The 15,169-nt window shown below is 68.5% G+C and carries 12 protein-coding genes; 5 read left to right on the forward strand and 7 right to left on the reverse strand.

Going from position 1 to position 15,169, the window contains the following annotated elements; all coding sequences use genetic code 11:
• The first annotated feature begins 97 nt into the window (after positions 1–97).
• Positions 98–1,150 carry a DNA polymerase III subunit delta gene (gene holA, locus AC1DG4_RS03650; RefSeq protein ID WP_477380479.1) on the forward strand — a complete coding sequence of 351 codons (1,053 nt, stop codon included), beginning with the start codon at positions 98–100 and terminating at the stop codon, positions 1,148–1,150.
• A gap of 230 nt (positions 1,151–1,380) precedes the next feature.
• On the opposite strand, the gene rpsT is transcribed toward holA, so the two are convergent.
• On the reverse strand, positions 1,381–1,641 hold the full coding sequence (gene rpsT / locus AC1DG4_RS03655) for a 30S ribosomal protein S20 (RefSeq protein ID WP_477380477.1): 261 nt from the start codon (positions 1,639–1,641) through the stop codon (positions 1,381–1,383).
• A 236-nt stretch (positions 1,642–1,877) separates the two neighbouring features.
• On the opposite strand from rpsT, the gene AC1DG4_RS03660 reads away from it, so the two are divergent.
• A complete protein-coding gene (locus tag AC1DG4_RS03660) occupies positions 1,878–3,233 on the forward strand; it encodes a GH1 family beta-glucosidase (protein WP_477380475.1) in 1,356 nt (451 codons plus the stop codon).
• A complete protein-coding gene (locus AC1DG4_RS03665; protein WP_477421077.1) occupies positions 3,230–4,522 on the forward strand; it encodes an MFS transporter in 1,293 nt (430 codons plus the stop codon). Before AC1DG4_RS03660 ends, AC1DG4_RS03665 begins: the two co-directional genes overlap by 4 nt.
• Here AC1DG4_RS03665 and AC1DG4_RS03670 read toward each other — a convergent pair.
• The 5 genes from AC1DG4_RS03670 to AC1DG4_RS03690 all read right to left on the reverse strand — a co-directional run bounded on the left by AC1DG4_RS03670 (position 4,473) and on the right by AC1DG4_RS03690 (position 11,070).
• Positions 4,473–5,213 carry an alpha/beta fold hydrolase gene (locus tag AC1DG4_RS03670; protein ID WP_477380471.1) on the reverse strand — a complete coding sequence of 247 codons (741 nt, stop codon included), beginning with the start codon at positions 5,211–5,213 and terminating at the stop codon, positions 4,473–4,475. The genes AC1DG4_RS03665 and AC1DG4_RS03670 overlap by 50 nt on opposite strands.
• Positions 5,214–5,301: 88 nt before the next feature.
• Positions 5,302–7,011, reverse strand: a complete 1,710-nt coding sequence (locus tag AC1DG4_RS03675; protein WP_477380469.1) for an ABC transporter family substrate-binding protein — start codon at positions 7,009–7,011, stop codon at positions 5,302–5,304.
• 102 nt (positions 7,012–7,113) lie between these two features.
• Positions 7,114–9,168: an ABC transporter ATP-binding protein gene (locus tag AC1DG4_RS03680; RefSeq protein ID WP_477380467.1), complete on the reverse strand. Its 2,055-nt coding sequence runs from the start codon at positions 9,166–9,168 to the stop codon at positions 7,114–7,116.
• Positions 9,165–10,085 carry an ABC transporter permease gene (locus tag AC1DG4_RS03685; RefSeq protein WP_477380465.1) on the reverse strand — a complete coding sequence of 307 codons (921 nt, stop codon included), beginning with the start codon at positions 10,083–10,085 and terminating at the stop codon, positions 9,165–9,167. Before AC1DG4_RS03685 ends, AC1DG4_RS03680 begins: the two co-directional genes overlap by 4 nt.
• A gap of 1 nt (position 10,086) precedes the next feature.
• On the reverse strand, positions 10,087–11,070 hold the full coding sequence (locus AC1DG4_RS03690) for an ABC transporter permease (protein ID WP_477380463.1): 984 nt from the start codon (positions 11,068–11,070) through the stop codon (positions 10,087–10,089).
• Between the two features lie 347 nt (positions 11,071–11,417).
• Between AC1DG4_RS03690 and lepA the strand changes: the two genes are divergently transcribed.
• On the forward strand, positions 11,418–13,271 hold the full coding sequence (gene lepA, locus AC1DG4_RS03695) for a translation elongation factor 4 (protein ID WP_477380461.1): 1,854 nt from the start codon (positions 11,418–11,420) through the stop codon (positions 13,269–13,271).
• 9 nt (positions 13,272–13,280) lie between these two features.
• Here the strand turns inward: lepA and AC1DG4_RS03700 are convergent, their stop codons facing one another.
• Positions 13,281–14,102: a LysR family transcriptional regulator gene (locus AC1DG4_RS03700; RefSeq protein WP_477380459.1), complete on the reverse strand. Its 822-nt coding sequence runs from the start codon at positions 14,100–14,102 to the stop codon at positions 13,281–13,283.
• Between the two features lie 97 nt (positions 14,103–14,199).
• Here AC1DG4_RS03700 and AC1DG4_RS03705 point away from each other — a divergent pair, with 97 nt between their 5' ends.
• Positions 14,200–15,135 carry a DMT family transporter gene (locus tag AC1DG4_RS03705; protein WP_477380457.1) on the forward strand — a complete coding sequence of 312 codons (936 nt, stop codon included), beginning with the start codon at positions 14,200–14,202 and terminating at the stop codon, positions 15,133–15,135.
• Positions 15,136–15,169 lie beyond the last annotated feature (34 nt).

Consider the following 15,169-nt stretch of genomic DNA (forward strand, 5'->3'; position numbering starts at 1 on the left):
GCAGATCCGGCCCGCGGTGCCGAAAGTGAGCGGGCTCAGGGCATCCCAGCGTCTTCGGGGCGCCGTCGACGTCCGCGCCCGCCGGTACTCTGGAACCATGCCCGCATCGCGCTCGTCCTCCGCCGCACGACGTGGGGGCAAGGGCGCGAAAATCCCGCAGGTGCCATGGCGTGAGCCGAGGCCGGCGCCGATCGTCCTGGTGTCCGGACCCGAGGAGATCTGCGCCGAGCGCGCGATCGCGGGGTTGCGCGCCTACCTGCGCGCCGAGGACCCGGCGCTCGAGGTCAGCGATCTGCGCGCCGACGACTACGAGTCCGGCAGTCTGCTCGGCCTTGCCTCGCCGTCGCTGTTCGGCGAGCCGCGACTRCTGCGCATCTCCGGGGTCGAGCGCTGCACCGACGCGTTCCTCGCCGAGGCCGTCGCGTATCTCGAGCATCCGCAGGAGGGGGCGACGGTCGTGCTCCGGCACACCGGTGCGAGCGTCCGCGGCAAGAAGCTGCTCGACGCGATCCGTGCCGGCGCCGGCGGTGGGATCGAGATCGCGTGCCCCGCCATCAAGCGCGACGACGAGAAGGCCGACTTCGCCGCGGGCGAGTTCCGCGTCGCCGGACGCCGGATCCAGCCGCAGGCGTTGCGAGCGCTGGTCTCCGCATTCTCCGACGACATCACCGAGCTCGCCGCGGCCTGTCAGCAGCTCATCAATGATGTGCAGGGGGACGTCACCCCCGACCTCGTCGAGCGCTATTACGGAGGGCGCGTCGAGGTCTCCGCCTTCGTCGTAGCCGACACGGCCATCGCGGGACGCCTGGGCGACGCGCTCATCGCGCTCCGGCACGCGCTGGCGTCCGGTGCTGATCCGGTGCCGATGGTCGCCGCGTTCGCGATGAAGCTGCGGTCGATGGCGCGCGTGGCGGGATCCCGGGAGTCCAACGCCGCCCTCGCAGCGCGGCTCGGCATGAAGGACTGGCAGGTGGATCGTGCCCGCCGCGACTTGAGCGGCTGGAACGAACGCAGCCTGGGCCTCGCGATCCAGGCCGCCGCGCGAGCGGATGCCGATGTCAAGGGTGCGGCCCGCGACCCGATCTTCGCGCTCGAGCGCATGATCACCGTGATCGCGACCCGCGCGCCTTACGGCGAGTCCGTCCGCTAACGCCCGCGTGGGAGCGCCCTCGCCCCGAATGGGGCGCATCCTCGCGTTTTGGGGCGTGCCTCGCCGCGATTCCGTGGTGGGGCGCGCCCCAAAACGTGGATCGGCGCCCCGAAAACGGATCACGCGGACGGCGAGCCCCCGGACGACGAGCCCGGGGCATGACGAAGCCCAGGGTGCGACGAAGGCCCGCTCCCCAGGGGAAACGGGCCTTCGTCAGAGTCGGATCCGGCTCAGAGAGCGGAGACCTGCTTCGCGATCGACGACTTGCGGTTCGCGGCCTGGTTCGCGTGGATGACGCCCTTGCTGACGGCCTTGTCGAGCTTCTTCGTCGCCGTCTTCAGCGCGGCTTCGGCAGCGGCCTTGTCGCCACCGGCGACAGCCTTGCGGGTATTGCGGACGGCGGTCTTCAGCTCGCTCTTGACGGCCTTGTTGCGCTCGTTCGCCTTCTCATTGGTCTTGTTGCGCTTGATCTGCGACTTGATGTTCGCCACGGATGGAAACCTTCGTTCGAGTGATGGATGGTTGTGCCGGCCTGGCGGTAGAGGGGCGCCTCCGGCAGCGTGCAGGGGTGGGACCTGACACGCAAGCCAATCACCGATCTTATCAGGGATCCCGTCTGATGCCGAACCGGCGAAGCGCCGGAGCACAGGCCGGGTCCCGGGCGCGTCGTGATGGCACCGGCGGCACACCATGGTGCATGCTGGCGACGGACCCGAAGGAGTCGTCCATGCCCGAATCCGTCACCCCTGACGTGCCCCCGCTCGATCGCGCATCGCTTCGCCGGCTGCGCTTCTCCGCCGCGACGGCGGCTTTCCAGATCGAGGGGGCGAGGGATGAGGACGGCCGCGGCAGATCCATCTGGGACGACTTCGTGGAGACGCCGGGCCGCGTGCGCGACGGCAGCACGGCGGATCCGGGACCGGACAGCTACCATCGCGGCGACGAGGACGTCGCACTGCTGGCGAGGCTCGGCGTCGACGAGTACCGGTTCTCGATGTCGTGGGTGCGCGTGCTCCCCGACGGACGTCCGAGTCCCCAGGGCCTTGCCTACTACGACCGCCTCGTCGATCGCCTCCTCGACGCCGGGATCACGCCGACGCCCACTCTGTATCACTGGGATCTGCCCTCCCGCCTGGAGGAGACGGGCGGCTGGCTGAACCGCACGACCGCGGAGCGGTTCGCGCAGTACACCGAGGTGGTCGCCGACGCCCTCGGCGACCGGGTGCGGCAGTGGTACACGATCAACGAACCGGTCTCCACGACGCTGCAGGGCTACGCGATCGGGGAGCTCGCGCCGGGGCGCGCGCTGCTCTTCGATGCGCTGCCGACCGTGCATCACCAGCTGCTCGCGCACGGGTATGCGGCGCGCATCCTGCACGCGCGCGGCGCGACCAGCGTCGGGATCGTCAACAACCACACGCAGGTGCTGCCCGCGTCCGACTCCGAGGCCGACCAGCAGGCCGCGTATGTCTACGACCTCATCCACAACCGGATATACGCCGATCCGGTGCTGCTCGGTCGCTATCCCGACCTGGAGCCGCTCGGCGTCGTGCTGCCCGTGCAGGACGGCGACCTCGCCCTGATCAGCGCACCCTGCGAGCTGTACGGCGTGAACTACTACAACCCGACCACGGTGGCGGCATCGGCGGGGCCGGTTCCCTTCGAGGTCGTCCCCACGCCGGGTGCGCCCGTCACCGGGTTCGGCCCGCTCTGGCCGATCGTGCCGGAGGCGCTGACCGCGTTCCTCGTCGATGCGAAAGAGCGCTACGGTGCCGCGCTGCCCGCGGTGGTGATCGCCGAGAACGGTGCATCATTCCCGGAGCCAGACCACGTGGACGCACCGATCGACGATGCCGCGAGGATCTCGTATCTGCACGGCCACCTCGCCGCGGTGCTCGCGGCGATGCGCGCGGGGGTGCGGGTCGACGCGTACACGGTGTGGTCGCTGCTGGACAACTTCGAGTGGGCCGACGGGTACACGCAGAGGTTCGGACTCGTGCACGTCGACATGGCCACGGGGCAGCGCACTCCGAAGGCCTCGTACTCCTGGTACCGCGCGCTCATCGAGGAGGCACGCTCGTGACCGAACACTCCGGCACCCCCGCCACGAACGCGGCGAGGAGGGTCGGCCCGCTCTGGATGACGCTGTTCACCCTCGCGTGGCTCGCGATCTGGACCGTCCAGCTCACACCGATCCAGCTCCTCCTGCCGCTGCAACTCGACACCGGCGCACCGGGCGAGAACTGGATCGCCGGCGTCGTGTGGGCGGGCGTCGTGCTGTCGGTGGGCGGACTCGTCGGCATCGTCGCCGCACCCGTGTCCGGCCGCTGGTCCGACCGCACCCGCTCGCGCTGGGGCCGGCGGAGGCCGTGGGCGATCGGCGGATCCCTGGTCGCTGCCGTCGGGCTCGTGCTCACGGGCCTGGTGACGGGTCCTGTCGCCRTCGGCGGCGCCTGGATCGTCGTCTCGGTCGGCGTATCTGTCGCCTCCGCGGCCCTGACGGCGATGATCGCGGATCAGCTCACTACCCAGCGCGGCGCGGCCGCCGCCGCCGCGAGCTCTGCGCAGGCGGTCGGCATCGTCGTCGGCGTGGGGGCCGTCGTGCTGATCGGGCTGAACGTGGAGCAGTCCTACTACCTGCTCGCCGCGATCATCGCGGTGATCGGGTCCGGCACCGCGCTGCTGCTGCCGGACGCGCCGGCGCACGAGCTCGCCCTTCCCGCTCCGCGCACCGCCTCCCGTACCGCGTCGTGGCGTGACCGCGACTTCCTGTGGCTGCTCATCAGCCGCTTCGTGGTGAACATCGGCAACGCCTTCGGCACCTCTTTGCTGTTGTTCTTCCTGCTCTACGGCGTCCGCGTCCCGTCTGCTGCGGCCCAGGACGACCTGCTGATCCTGATCGTGATCTACACGGTCTTCGTCGTGATCGCCTCGGTCATCGCCGGCATCCTCTCGGATCGACCCTCCGCGAGCCCACTGCGCCGTCGCCGTACCATCACCGCCGTCTCCGCGGTCGTGCAGGCGGTCTCCGGCGTGGTGATCCTGATCAGTCCCTCGTTCGAGATGACAGCGGTCGCCGCCGGGATCATGGGGGCGGGCTACGGCGCGTACATGGCGGTGARCCTGGCGTTCGCGACGGATCTGCTGAAGGATCCGGACGACCACGCGCGCGACCTCGGACTCGTCAACGTCTCCGCGCAGCTCGGGCAGCTGCTGGGCCCGCTTCTCGGCGCGGGCCTCGTCGCCCTCGTCGGCGGGTTCTGGCTGCTGTTCGGCGCCGCGGCCGCGCTCTCGGTCGTGGGGGCGGCGATGACCTACGCGGTCAGAGCGTCGTCTCCAGCGTCGCCAGTGCCAGCTGCAGCACCGCATTGAACACCCGGGGACGCATCGCGGTCACGAGATGCGTCGTGCGGGGAACGATGATGAACTCGGCCTGCGGCGCCAGCCGACGGTACAGCGTCTCGTGCGTGCGGAGCTGGTCGAACTGTCCGTTCACGTACCAGGTCGGGACGTGTATCCGAGGAACCGCGGAGACCAGATCCAGCACGGCGAGCGAGCGCAGCGCCTCGTCCTGCGCCGCCATGGCGTAGCCGCCCGCGCCGAAGTCCTCGCGCGTCGAGGAGGGGAGCGTCGCGTCGAGCACCTGCTGGCTGAGCCACAACCCTCGATCCGGCATCGCGTTCAGCGCGCCCGCCAGCACGCGATAGGCGGCGAGTCCGGCGCCGCGGGGGAGCGCGGTGCACGATGCGCCGATGAAGCCGGCGATCGGCGGCGCAGGATCTGCCCCGGCGTATGCGGTCGACAGCAGCCCGCCCATCGAGTGTCCGACCAGCAGCACTGGTCCATCGGTGCCGCGCACGGCGGCGTCGATCGTGCGCATCGCCTCATCGAGCGAGAACGGCTCGTCCATGCGGGTACCGTGGCCGGGCAGGTCGATCGCGATCGCGGGGTTGCCGCGTTCGGCGAGGAAATCCTCCTGCGCACGCCACATCGTGGCCGAGGTGCGGATCCCGTGCACGAGCACGACCGAGACCGGCGGGACCGAGTCGGGGGAGCGGCGCATGCGCGTCATTCTAGGCGCGCTCGGCCGGCGCTGACGACGAAGCGGGGCCGGTGGCGAACCACCGACCCCGCTCCGCAACAACGGGTGGTTACTTCTCCCAGCCGACGTTCTCGACCGGCGTGACGCCGTAGAGGTCGAGACCCACGTAGGTCTCCGGGGTCAGGTTGGCGAGACCCTTCTTGGCGGTGATGATCTCGGGACCGTTGTAGAGCGCGATGACGCCCCAGGTCTCCTTCATGATCTCCGGCTCGAGCTTCATCGCGGCCTCGGTCCACGCCTCCGGCGTGGTCTGGGACTCGATCTCGCTCTTGATCTTCTCGTCGATCGCCTTGGTGCCGGTGCTGGACAGGTTCAGCTGGCTGTCCGAGCAGTACATCTGGCAGAACCAGGCCGGACCGAACGGGTCGGAGTCCGTGAAACGCAGGCTCACGGCGTCCCAGTTCTTCGTGCTCAGGTCGGTCGAGAAGTTCGACGACGGGCGCGTCTCGATCTTGAGATCGATGCCCACGGCCTTCTCCTGCTGCTGCAGAGCCTTCGCGAGCGCGGCCTGAACCGGGCTGTCGCTGAACACGGGGTAGACGACGCTCAGCTTGACGCCGTCCTTCTCGCGGATACCGTCGGAACCCGCCTTCCAGCCGGCGTCGTCGAGCAGCTTCTTGGCGGCGTCGACGTCGTGCGTGAGGCCGGCCTCCTTGAAGGAGTCCTTGTAGCCCTTCTGGAAGTTGTAGAGCACCAGGGATCCCGCGGCCGGCTCGGTGTAGTTCAGCCCGTTCCAGGCGATCTTTTCCTGCTGAGCGATGTCGATCGCCGAGAAGAAGGCCTGACGCACCTTCGGATCCTTCAGCTGCGGCTTGGTGCTGTCGAGCTGGAGCACGGTCTTGGCCGTCTGCTGGGCGCGGTACGTGACAGCGTCCTTGACACCCGAGACCTGCTTGATCGCGTCGGCGGACGTGGTCTCGACCTGGTCGACCTCACCGTTCTTGAAGGCGTTGAGCGAGGCCGCGCGGTCCATGCCCGCGAAGGTGACCTTGTCCAGCAGCGGCTTGTCGCCCCACCACTTCTCGTTCGGCTCGAGGGTGATCTTCTGGCCGTTGACGTCGTAGTTCGTGAGCTTGTACGGACCGGCGCCCCACTCGGGGCGCGCGTTGCCGTTGAACGCGTCGTTGAAGAGCGCGGGCGTGTTCACCTTGGGGTGCAGGATGCCCGTGAGGAAGGGCATCGCGGGCCAGGCGAACTGACGGTTGAACGTCACGATGACGTCCTTGTCCGTCGCGCCCTTGGTGACGGACTCGATGTCCTTGTAGCCGTCGGTCGCGTTGGCCTTGAAGTCCGGGTTGGATCCGTTGTTGTCCTTCCAGGTGGTCTCGAACGCGGTCCAGTCGATCGGAGTGCCGTCGTTCCAGACGGCCTTGTCGTTCACCTTCATGGTCACGACGGTCTTGCCGTCCTTGACCGAGGTGTCCCACTTGTCGAGGTAGGCGGGGTTGGCCTTGACGGTGCCGTCCGGGTCCATGAGGAACACCTGCGGCATGTACCACGCGGCCAGGCGCGCGGTGTCGGCGGAGGCGTCGCCGCTCATGAAGTTCATCTGCGGCGGCACTTCTGCAATCCAGAAGTGTGCTTCGCCGCCCTGCTTGAGGTTCTCGCGCGGCTGAGGGTTGTAGTCCGCGGTCTTGGTCTCTGCAGGCTTGTCGGTGCTCCCGTTGCCCGCGCTTCCGGCCGCTGAACAACCGCTGATGGCGATTGCCAGCGCCCCGCCGAGGGCGACGACGCCCCACAGCTTGTGCTGCTTCTTCATGGTTCTCCTTCTATTGCCTTTCGGCTCTTTTGGGGACAGACACAGTTAACCGGCATGAACCAGATTCGCCGGAGGCGGCTCGATACCGTTATTGATTCGATGTCAACGGAAGTGGCACGCGTTGGCGTGCACATCGGATCCCTTGAGGGTCGGAGCCTCGGTTTCGCAGCGCGACTGCTGCTCCGGCGGGAGCATCTTGTACAGCGGGCAGCGTGAGGCGAACGAGCAGCCGTCACGGCGGTCCGTGGGGCTCGGCAGGTCGCCCTGCAGCACGATCCGCTCGCGGGTGCGCTCGATGTCGGGATCCGGCACAGGGATGGCCGAGAGCAGCGCCTGCGTGTACGGGTGCTGGGGGTTGTCGAAGATCGCGTCCACGTCGCCGTGCTCGACGAACTCGCCGAGGTACATGACGCCGACGCGGTCGGCGATGTGCCGCACCACGGAGAGGTCGTGCGCGACGAAGAGGTAGGACAGGCCGAGCTTGACCTTGAGCTCGTCGAGCAGGTTGATCACTCCGGCCTGGATCGACACGTCGAGCGCCGACACCGGCTCGTCCAGAACGACGATCTTCGGGTTGGTCGCGAGCGCGCGGGCGATGCCGATGCGCTGGCGCTGACCGCCGGAGAACGCGCCGGGGAACCGGCTCGCATGCGCGGGGTCCAGGCCCACGAGGTCCATGAGCTCGTCCACCCGCACGTCGGCTTCGGTCCGCGGCACTCCGATCGCGCGCAGCGGTTCTGCGATGACGTCCGCGACGGTGAGACGCGGGTCGAGGGCGCCCATCGGGTCCTGGAACACGATCTGCAGATCGCGACGGACCGTGCGCTCGGCCTTGCCGCCGTGGAGCTCGGAGACTTTGGTGCCCGCGATCGTGATCTCGCCGTCGGTCTGCTTCACCAGATCCATGATCTGCAGCAGCGTCGTCGTCTTGCCGCAGCCGGACTCGCCGACGATGGCCATGGTCTCGCCCTCGCGGATGTCGAAGGTGAGGCCCTTGACCGCGTGCACCTCGCCGACCTTGCGCTTGAGGAACGCGCCCTTGGTGAGCGGGAACGTCTTCTGCATGTTCTTCACGTCGAGCGTGATGGGCCGGTCCTCGCGGGGTACGCGGTCCAGCGCGCTCGTCGGAAGCTCGGGCACGGGATACACGGGTGCTCCGCCGATCATCCCGTTCTCGATCTCGTCCGCGCGGACGCAGGCGACCAGGTGCGCGCCGCCCTCGGCCGTCGCGATCGGGCGCAGTTCGGGCTCGCGGACGCGGCACGCTTCGGTCGCGATCGGGCACCGTGCCACGAACGGGCATTCGTCGGGCAGGTTCACGAGCAGGGGCGGGTTGCCCTTGATCGGCACCAGCGGAGACTTCTCCGCCTTGTCGACGCGGGGGATCGCTCCCAGAAGGCCGATCGAGTACGGCATCCGGGTCTCGTGGAACAGCTCGCGCACGGGCGCCTGCTCGACGGGCTTGCCGGCGTACATCACGAGCACATCGTCGGCGGTCTTCGCGACCACGCCCATGTCGTGCGTGATCATGATGACCGCGGCGCCGGTCTCCCGTTGCGCGGTGGCGATGAGATCGAGGATCTGCGCCTGGATCGTCACGTCGAGCGCCGTGGTGGGCTCGTCCGCGATGATCAGCTTGGGATTGTTCGCCATCGCGATCGCGATGACGACGCGCTGGCGCATTCCGCCCGAGAACTCGTGCGGGAACGACTTCAGCCGCCGTTCCGGGCTCGGGATGCCGACCATGCGGAGAAGCTCGATCGCACGCGCGTTCGCATCCGCGTGCGACATGCTGCGGTGCACCGTGAGCGCCTCGACGAGCTGATCGCCGATCGTGTAGACGGGCGTGAGCGAGGTCAGCGGATCCTGGAAGATCATCGCGATCCCGTTGCCGCGCAGCGTGGACAGCTCCTTGTCGCCCTTGCCGACGAGTTCGATGCCGTCGAACATGATCGAGCCGGTGACCTTGGCGTTGTCGTCGAGCAGGCCCATGATGGCGAGCGACGTGACGGATTTACCGGATCCGGACTCGCCGACGATGCTGAGCGTGCGACCGGGTTCGAGGTCGAAGGAGACGCCGCGGACGGCGTCGACGCGGCCGGCCTCGGAGGCGAAGCTGACGTGCAGATCGCGGACGGAGAGAAGAGGAGTGGTCATGCGCGGCCTCCCGCCGCCGAGGTGGGATCGAGCGCGTCACGCAGACCGTCGGCGACGAGCGCCATCGAGACGGTGAGCAGAGTCAGCGCGAGCGCGGGGAAGTAGAAGGTCCACGGCGCGCTGGAGAGCGAGTTCGCGCCGATGCCGATGAGGGATCCGAGCGAGACGTCGGGGATCTTCACGCCGAAGCCGATGAAGGACAGCCCCGTCTCGGTGATGACCGCGCCGACGACGCCGAGCGTGAAGTTGATCACCAGCAGCGAGCCGATGTTCGGCAGCAGGTGGCGGAGCACGATCTTCATACCCGGCACGCCCATGTAGCGCGCGGCATGCACGTACTCGCGCTCGCGGAGCGACAGGGCCATGGTCCAGATGACCCGCGCGGGGAAGAACCAGCTGATGAAGATCATCGCCGCCGAGATCACGCGCCAGTCGCCGCCCGCGTTGGAGGACACCAGCGCGAGGATCAGGAACGTCGGCACGACCATGAGGAAGTGGATGATCAGGAGGATGATGCGCTCGGTCGTGCCACCGAAGTAGGCGGCCGCGGTGCCGACGATCGCGGAGATCACCGTGGTGCCGATCGAGACCGTGAGCGCGATCATCAGCGAGCGCTGCAGGCCGACCGCGGTCTGTGCGAACAGATCGCCGCCGTCGGCGGCGGTGCCGAACCAGTGGGTGCCGTCGGGCGGGGTGCCGAGTGCCAGGAAGTCGAGCTCGCTGAAGCTGAACTGCGCGATCAGCGGCCCCGCGACGGCGAACAGCACCAGGAAGGCGAAGACGAACACGCCCGCGACCGCGGGGCGGTTGCGCACGAAGCGGCGGTAGTAGAGCCGGAACGTGCCGATGCGCTTGCGCGGGATGCGCGCTGCGGTGGTGTCGGGCCCGACAGGGGGCTGGATGGTTGCGGAAGTCATGTCAGCTCACCCTCACTCGCGGATCGAGGACCACCACGGCGACGTCGGCGAGGATCGCGCCGATCGCGGTGAGCACGGCGGTGAAGGCGGCGATGGCCACCACTCCGTGCACGTCGTTCGTGCCGATGGTCTGCACGAAGTAACGGCCCATGCCGTTCCACGCGAAGATCGTCTCGGTCAGCACGGCTCCGGTGAAGACGGTCGGGATGCTGAACGCCAGCTGTGTCGCCACGGGGATCAGGGATGTGCGCAGCGCGTGCTTGCGGATCGCCTGCTGCTTCGTCAGGCCCTTCGCCCGTGCGGTGCGCACGTAGTCGGCCTTGATGTTGTCCAGCAGCAGGGATCGCTGCAGGAAGTGATAACTCGAGTACCCGATGAACACGAGCGCGATGGTCGGCAGGATGAGGTGCTGCAGCGAGTCGATCAGCACCGGGAAGAAGCCGGTCACGCCATCGCTCGAGGCGCCGGTGACGTAGAAGAGGCGGAAGCCGAGCGCGTCGTTGATCGCGATCGCGCCGAGGACGATGCCGAGGGCCGCGACGATGATCGGGATGTTCATCGTGACGATCGAGATGCCCTGCCAGACCCGATCCGCGACCTTGTACTGCCGCGAGGCGGTGTAGACGCCGACCGCGATGCCGAGCACGGCCGCGAGGATGGTCGCGCCGAGCACGAGTTCGCCGGAGACCCACATGCGGTAGGAGATCTGAGCGTTCACCGACTGTCCGGTCGGGCTCATGCCCCAGTTCCAATGCAGGACGATGTCCGTGAACCAGCCCCACCAGCGCTGCAGCAGCGGCGTGGTGTCGCTGAGGTTGCGGGGTTCTAGGAGTCGATTGATCTGGTCCTCGCTGAGCGGAGGGCGACGTCCGACGTAATTGCTGCGGGGATCGAGGAAGGCCCACGCGAGGAAGTACGTGACATTGGTCGCCACCACGATCATGAGGAGCCAGCCGAGTGCTCGGCGCAGCAGATACTTGATCAAGATGGTGTTCTCTCTCTTGTCACAGACACCGCGCGGGATCTCCGACGCAGCGCTGGGTCGTTGCCATATCAACACGACCCGAACCGGTGACACGGTGCTCCACCCCGCGCAGCGCGGGACGGAGTGTTGTCACCGCTGAGACCCGGTTCCGGGGGCGCGGCAACTTCGCGAGACTATCACCGGCCGGGCGCGATGTGGGATGAGGCTCGCCTCAGTCTGCGCGTGTGGAAGGCGCGGGAAGGGCATGCGGGATGGCCCGCCGAGCACTCCCGTAGAATCGTCGGGATACCCGGTTCACTCCCGGGCCAGCCCGATCCGCCCGCCGGACCCGCATCGTTCAGGACCCCATGTCACCTCGCGCCCTCACTCCGCTGCAGCCGGCCGCCACGCCCCCGCAGCAGATCCGCAACTTCTGCATCATCGCCCACATCGATCACGGCAAGTCGACCCTGGCCGACCGGATGCTCCAGATCACCGGCGTGGTGTCGGACCGCGACATGCGTGCCCAGTATCTCGACCGCATGGACATCGAGCGCGAGCGCGGCATCACGATCAAGAGCCAGGCCGTGCGCATGCCGTGGCAGATCGGTGGCGAGACCGTCGCGCTGAACATGATCGATACGCCAGGGCACGTCGACTTCACGTACGAGGTGTCCCGGTCGCTTGCGGCGTGCGAGGGCGCCATCCTCCTCGTCGACGCCGCGCAGGGCATCGAGGCGCAGACGCTCGCCAACCTCTACCTCGCGCTCGAGAACGACCTCCACATCATCCCGGTTCTCAACAAGATCGATCTGCCGGCCGCGGACCCGGAGAAGTACGCGAAGGAGCTCGCCTCGCTCATCGGCGGCAAGCCGGAGGACGTCCTGCGCGTCTCGGGCAAGACAGGCGCCGGAGTCGAGGAGCTGCTCGACCGGATCGTGCAGGAGATCCCCGCGCCGAAGGGCGATGCGGATGCGCCGGCCCGCGCCATGATCTTCGACTCGGTGTACGACGCCTACCGGGGAGTGGTCACCTACGTCCGCATGATCGACGGCTCGCTGGCACCGCGGGAACGCATCCAGATGATGTCGACGGGGGCGAACCACGAGCTCATCGAGATCGGCGTGTCCAGCCCGGAGCCGACCCCGACCCAGGGCCTGGGTGTCGGGGAGGTGGGCTACCTGATCACCGGTGTCAAGGACGTGCGCCTGTCGAAGGTCGGTGACACCGTCACGACCGCCAGGAAGCCGGCATCCGTCGCCCTGGCCGGTTACACCGACCCGAAGCCGATGGTCTTCAGCGGCATCTACCCGATCGACGGCAGCGACTACGCGGAGCTGCGCGAAGCACTGGACAAGCTCAAGCTCTCCGACGCATCGCTGCAGTACGAGCCGGAGACCTCGGTCGCACTCGGCTTCGGGTTCCGCTGCGGATTCCTCGGCCTGCTGCACCTGGAGATCATCACCGAGCGCCTGTCGCGCGAGTTCGGGCTGGATCTCATCACGACCGCGCCGAGCGTGATCTACGAGGTCCTCACCTCAGACACGGGGGAGACGGTCACCGTCACGAACCCCAGCGAGTACCCGGACGGACGGATCGGATCCGTCTCCGAGCCGATGGTGAAGGCGGCCATCCTGCTGCCCAAGGACTACGTCGGCACCGTGATGGAGCTCTGCCAGACCCGGCGCGGATCGCTGCTGGGCATGGAGTACTTCTCCGAGGAGCGCGTCGAGCTGCGCTACATGATCCCGCTCGGCGAGATCGTGTTCGACTTCTTCGACCAGCTCAAGTCCAAGACGCAGGGCTACGCCTCGCTGGACTACGAGCCCGCCGGATCGCAGGAGGCGGATCTCGTCAAGGTCGACATCCTGCTGCAGGGCGACAAGGTCGACGCGTTCAGCTCGATCGTGCACCGCGACAAGGCATACGCCTACGGCACGATGATGGCCGAGCGGCTGCGCAAGCTCATCCCGCGGCAGCAGTTCGAGGTGCCGATCCAGGCCGCGATCGGCGCCCGCATCATCGCTCGCGAGACGATCCGAGCCATTCGCAAGGACGTTCTCGCCAAGTGCTACGGCGGCGACATCACCCGTAAGCGCAAGCTCCTCGAGAAGCAGAAGGAGGGCAAGAAGCGCATGAAGATGGTCGGCCGCGTCGAGGTCCCCCAGGAGGCGTTCATCGCCGCGCTCTCGGGAGACGTCGAAGGCAAGGACAAGAAGTAGGCGGCAGCCTCAGACGCTCGCCACGGCTCGGCGGAGCTCCGCGATCAGGGAGTTCCGCGTGTCCGCGGGGATGCGCTCCGAGGCGACCATCGTCAGCGGGAGCGGCGGGGGAGCCGGCAGGTCGAGCTCGCGGAGCTGCGATTCGGTCCGGTGGAACGCCGGCAGTGCTGTGATCCCCGCCCCGGAACGCACGGTCGCGAGCACGCTGGACAGGTCGAGGCACTCGCGCACCACCGTGCGCCGCTCGCCCGCAGGGGCGGCGAGGATCGCGTCGCGCAGGGTGCACGGCGGCGAGAACACGATGAGCCCGGCGTCCGCGGGGGTGCCCACCGCGCCGAACCAGGCGAGCGGGACGGGGCCGATGTCGATGCGCCCAGGGCCGAGGTCGCCGTAGCCGAGGACGACGTCGGCGGTGTGCGCGCGGACGAAGCGGCGCAGGCTGTCGGTGCGGTGGAAACGGAATCGGACCCTCCGCTCGGGGTGCCGATCGGAGAGCACCCTGGTCACGGTCTGCAGGATGGAGGCGTTGGCCATGTCGGTCGACGCGACGACGATGTCATCCCCGGGTGTCCCGACGATCCGGTCGAGGGCCTCGTCGTGCAGCGCGACGATGCGGTGCGCGTCGCGCACGAGCGACTCGCCGGCGACGGTGAACGCGATGCTGCGTCCGCGCCGCTCGACGAGGGGAAGGCCGAGCGTGGCCTCGAGGCGGCGCAGGTGCGCCGAGACCGTGGGCTGGGAGAGGTGCAGCGCGGTCGCCGCCCGGCCGACGCCGGCGAACGCCGCGACCGCGATGAGGCTGCGCAGCTCAGCGATCTCCATGCTGCTCATGGATCCATCCTGCGGCACCGCGACGACAGGTAGGGCTATCCATCAGGATTCGTGATGTGATGCGTCGACGGAAGCGGCGAGCGGCGAACCTGGCGGCATGACCAGAACGACCGTCGCCGTCTCCGCGTGCACCATGGTGACGCTCTATGCGGTGAACTATGCACTGACCTCGCTCGCCCTGCGCACGATGAGCCCGTTCCTGCTGCTCCTGCTGCGCTTCGGGCTCTCCGTGCTCGTGCTGCTCGTGGCGTGCGCGCTGCTCCGCACGCCCGTTCCGCGCGGTCGCCTCCTGGCGGCCGCAGCCGGCGCCGGGCTGCTGTCGCAGGCGGGACAATTCGTCGGCACCTACTGGGCGCTCGGGCACGGCGTCGGCGCGGGGTTCACCGCTCTCGTGATCGCGATGAACCCTGTCGTGACCGCGTTGCTGTCGCGTCTGATCCTGCGTCGGCGCGCCTCTCGCCGGGCTCTGCTGTCGACCGCGCTCGGAGCGGCCGCGGTCATCGTCGCCTGCCTGCCGATCGCGCTCGCGGATCCACGGATCGGTCCGATGATCCTCAGCGTGGGCGGATCTCTGCTGGGGGTCTCGCTCGGGGCGCTCTGGCAGGGGCGGTCCCTGCGCGAGGTCCACCCGGCGATGTTCACCCTGATCGGCGTCGTGGTCTCCACGCCGGTCGTGGGTGCGCTGGCGCTGACCGAGCCCCCGCGTCCGCCTTCCGGCCTCGCGTCCTGGGCGCTCCTCGGCGGGATCGTCGCGATCGGTCTGGGCGGGACCGTGCTGTACTCGGCCCTCGTGCGCGCCGTCGGAGCGGATGCCGCGTCGATCCTGTTCAGCGTGATCCCCGCGGCAACGGCCGTCACGGCGCTGATCGTGCTGGGTGAGCCGCTCTCCGTGGCGGGCGCGGTCGGGCTCGTGCTCGGGGCGGCGGCCTCCGTGCTGCGACTGGGCGACAACCGCCCTCCCACCGTCGACCAGACACCAGAGGAGACGCGGGACGACTCGCGCGCGCCCGCGCGAGCAGCATCCCAGCCTTAGGAGAACCTGGATGAGTCCGTCGGGCTCGGCCAGT

It is taken from the genome of Microbacterium sp. 05N427 (assembly GCF_056397105.1).

Coding starts and splice junctions, on each gene's coding strand:
- AC1DG4_RS03660 (WP_477380475.1), top strand. CDS start 1,878: ATGCCCGAATCCGTCACCCCTGACGTGCCCCCGCTCGATCGCGCATCG.
- AC1DG4_RS03670 (WP_477380471.1), bottom strand. CDS start 5,213: ATGCGCCGCTCCCCCGACTCGGTCCCGCCGGTCTCGGTCGTGCTCGTG.
- AC1DG4_RS03675 (WP_477380469.1), bottom strand. CDS start 7,011: ATGAAGAAGCAGCACAAGCTGTGGGGCGTCGTCGCCCTCGGCGGGGCG.
- AC1DG4_RS03680 (WP_477380467.1), bottom strand. CDS start 9,168: ATGACCACTCCTCTTCTCTCCGTCCGCGATCTGCACGTCAGCTTCGCC.
- AC1DG4_RS03685 (WP_477380465.1), bottom strand. CDS start 10,085: ATGACTTCCGCAACCATCCAGCCCCCTGTCGGGCCCGACACCACCGCA.
- lepA (WP_477380461.1), top strand. CDS start 11,418: ATGTCACCTCGCGCCCTCACTCCGCTGCAGCCGGCCGCCACGCCCCCG.
- AC1DG4_RS03700 (WP_477380459.1), bottom strand. CDS start 14,102: ATGAGCAGCATGGAGATCGCTGAGCTGCGCAGCCTCATCGCGGTCGCG.
- AC1DG4_RS03705 (WP_477380457.1), top strand. CDS start 14,200: ATGACCAGAACGACCGTCGCCGTCTCCGCGTGCACCATGGTGACGCTC.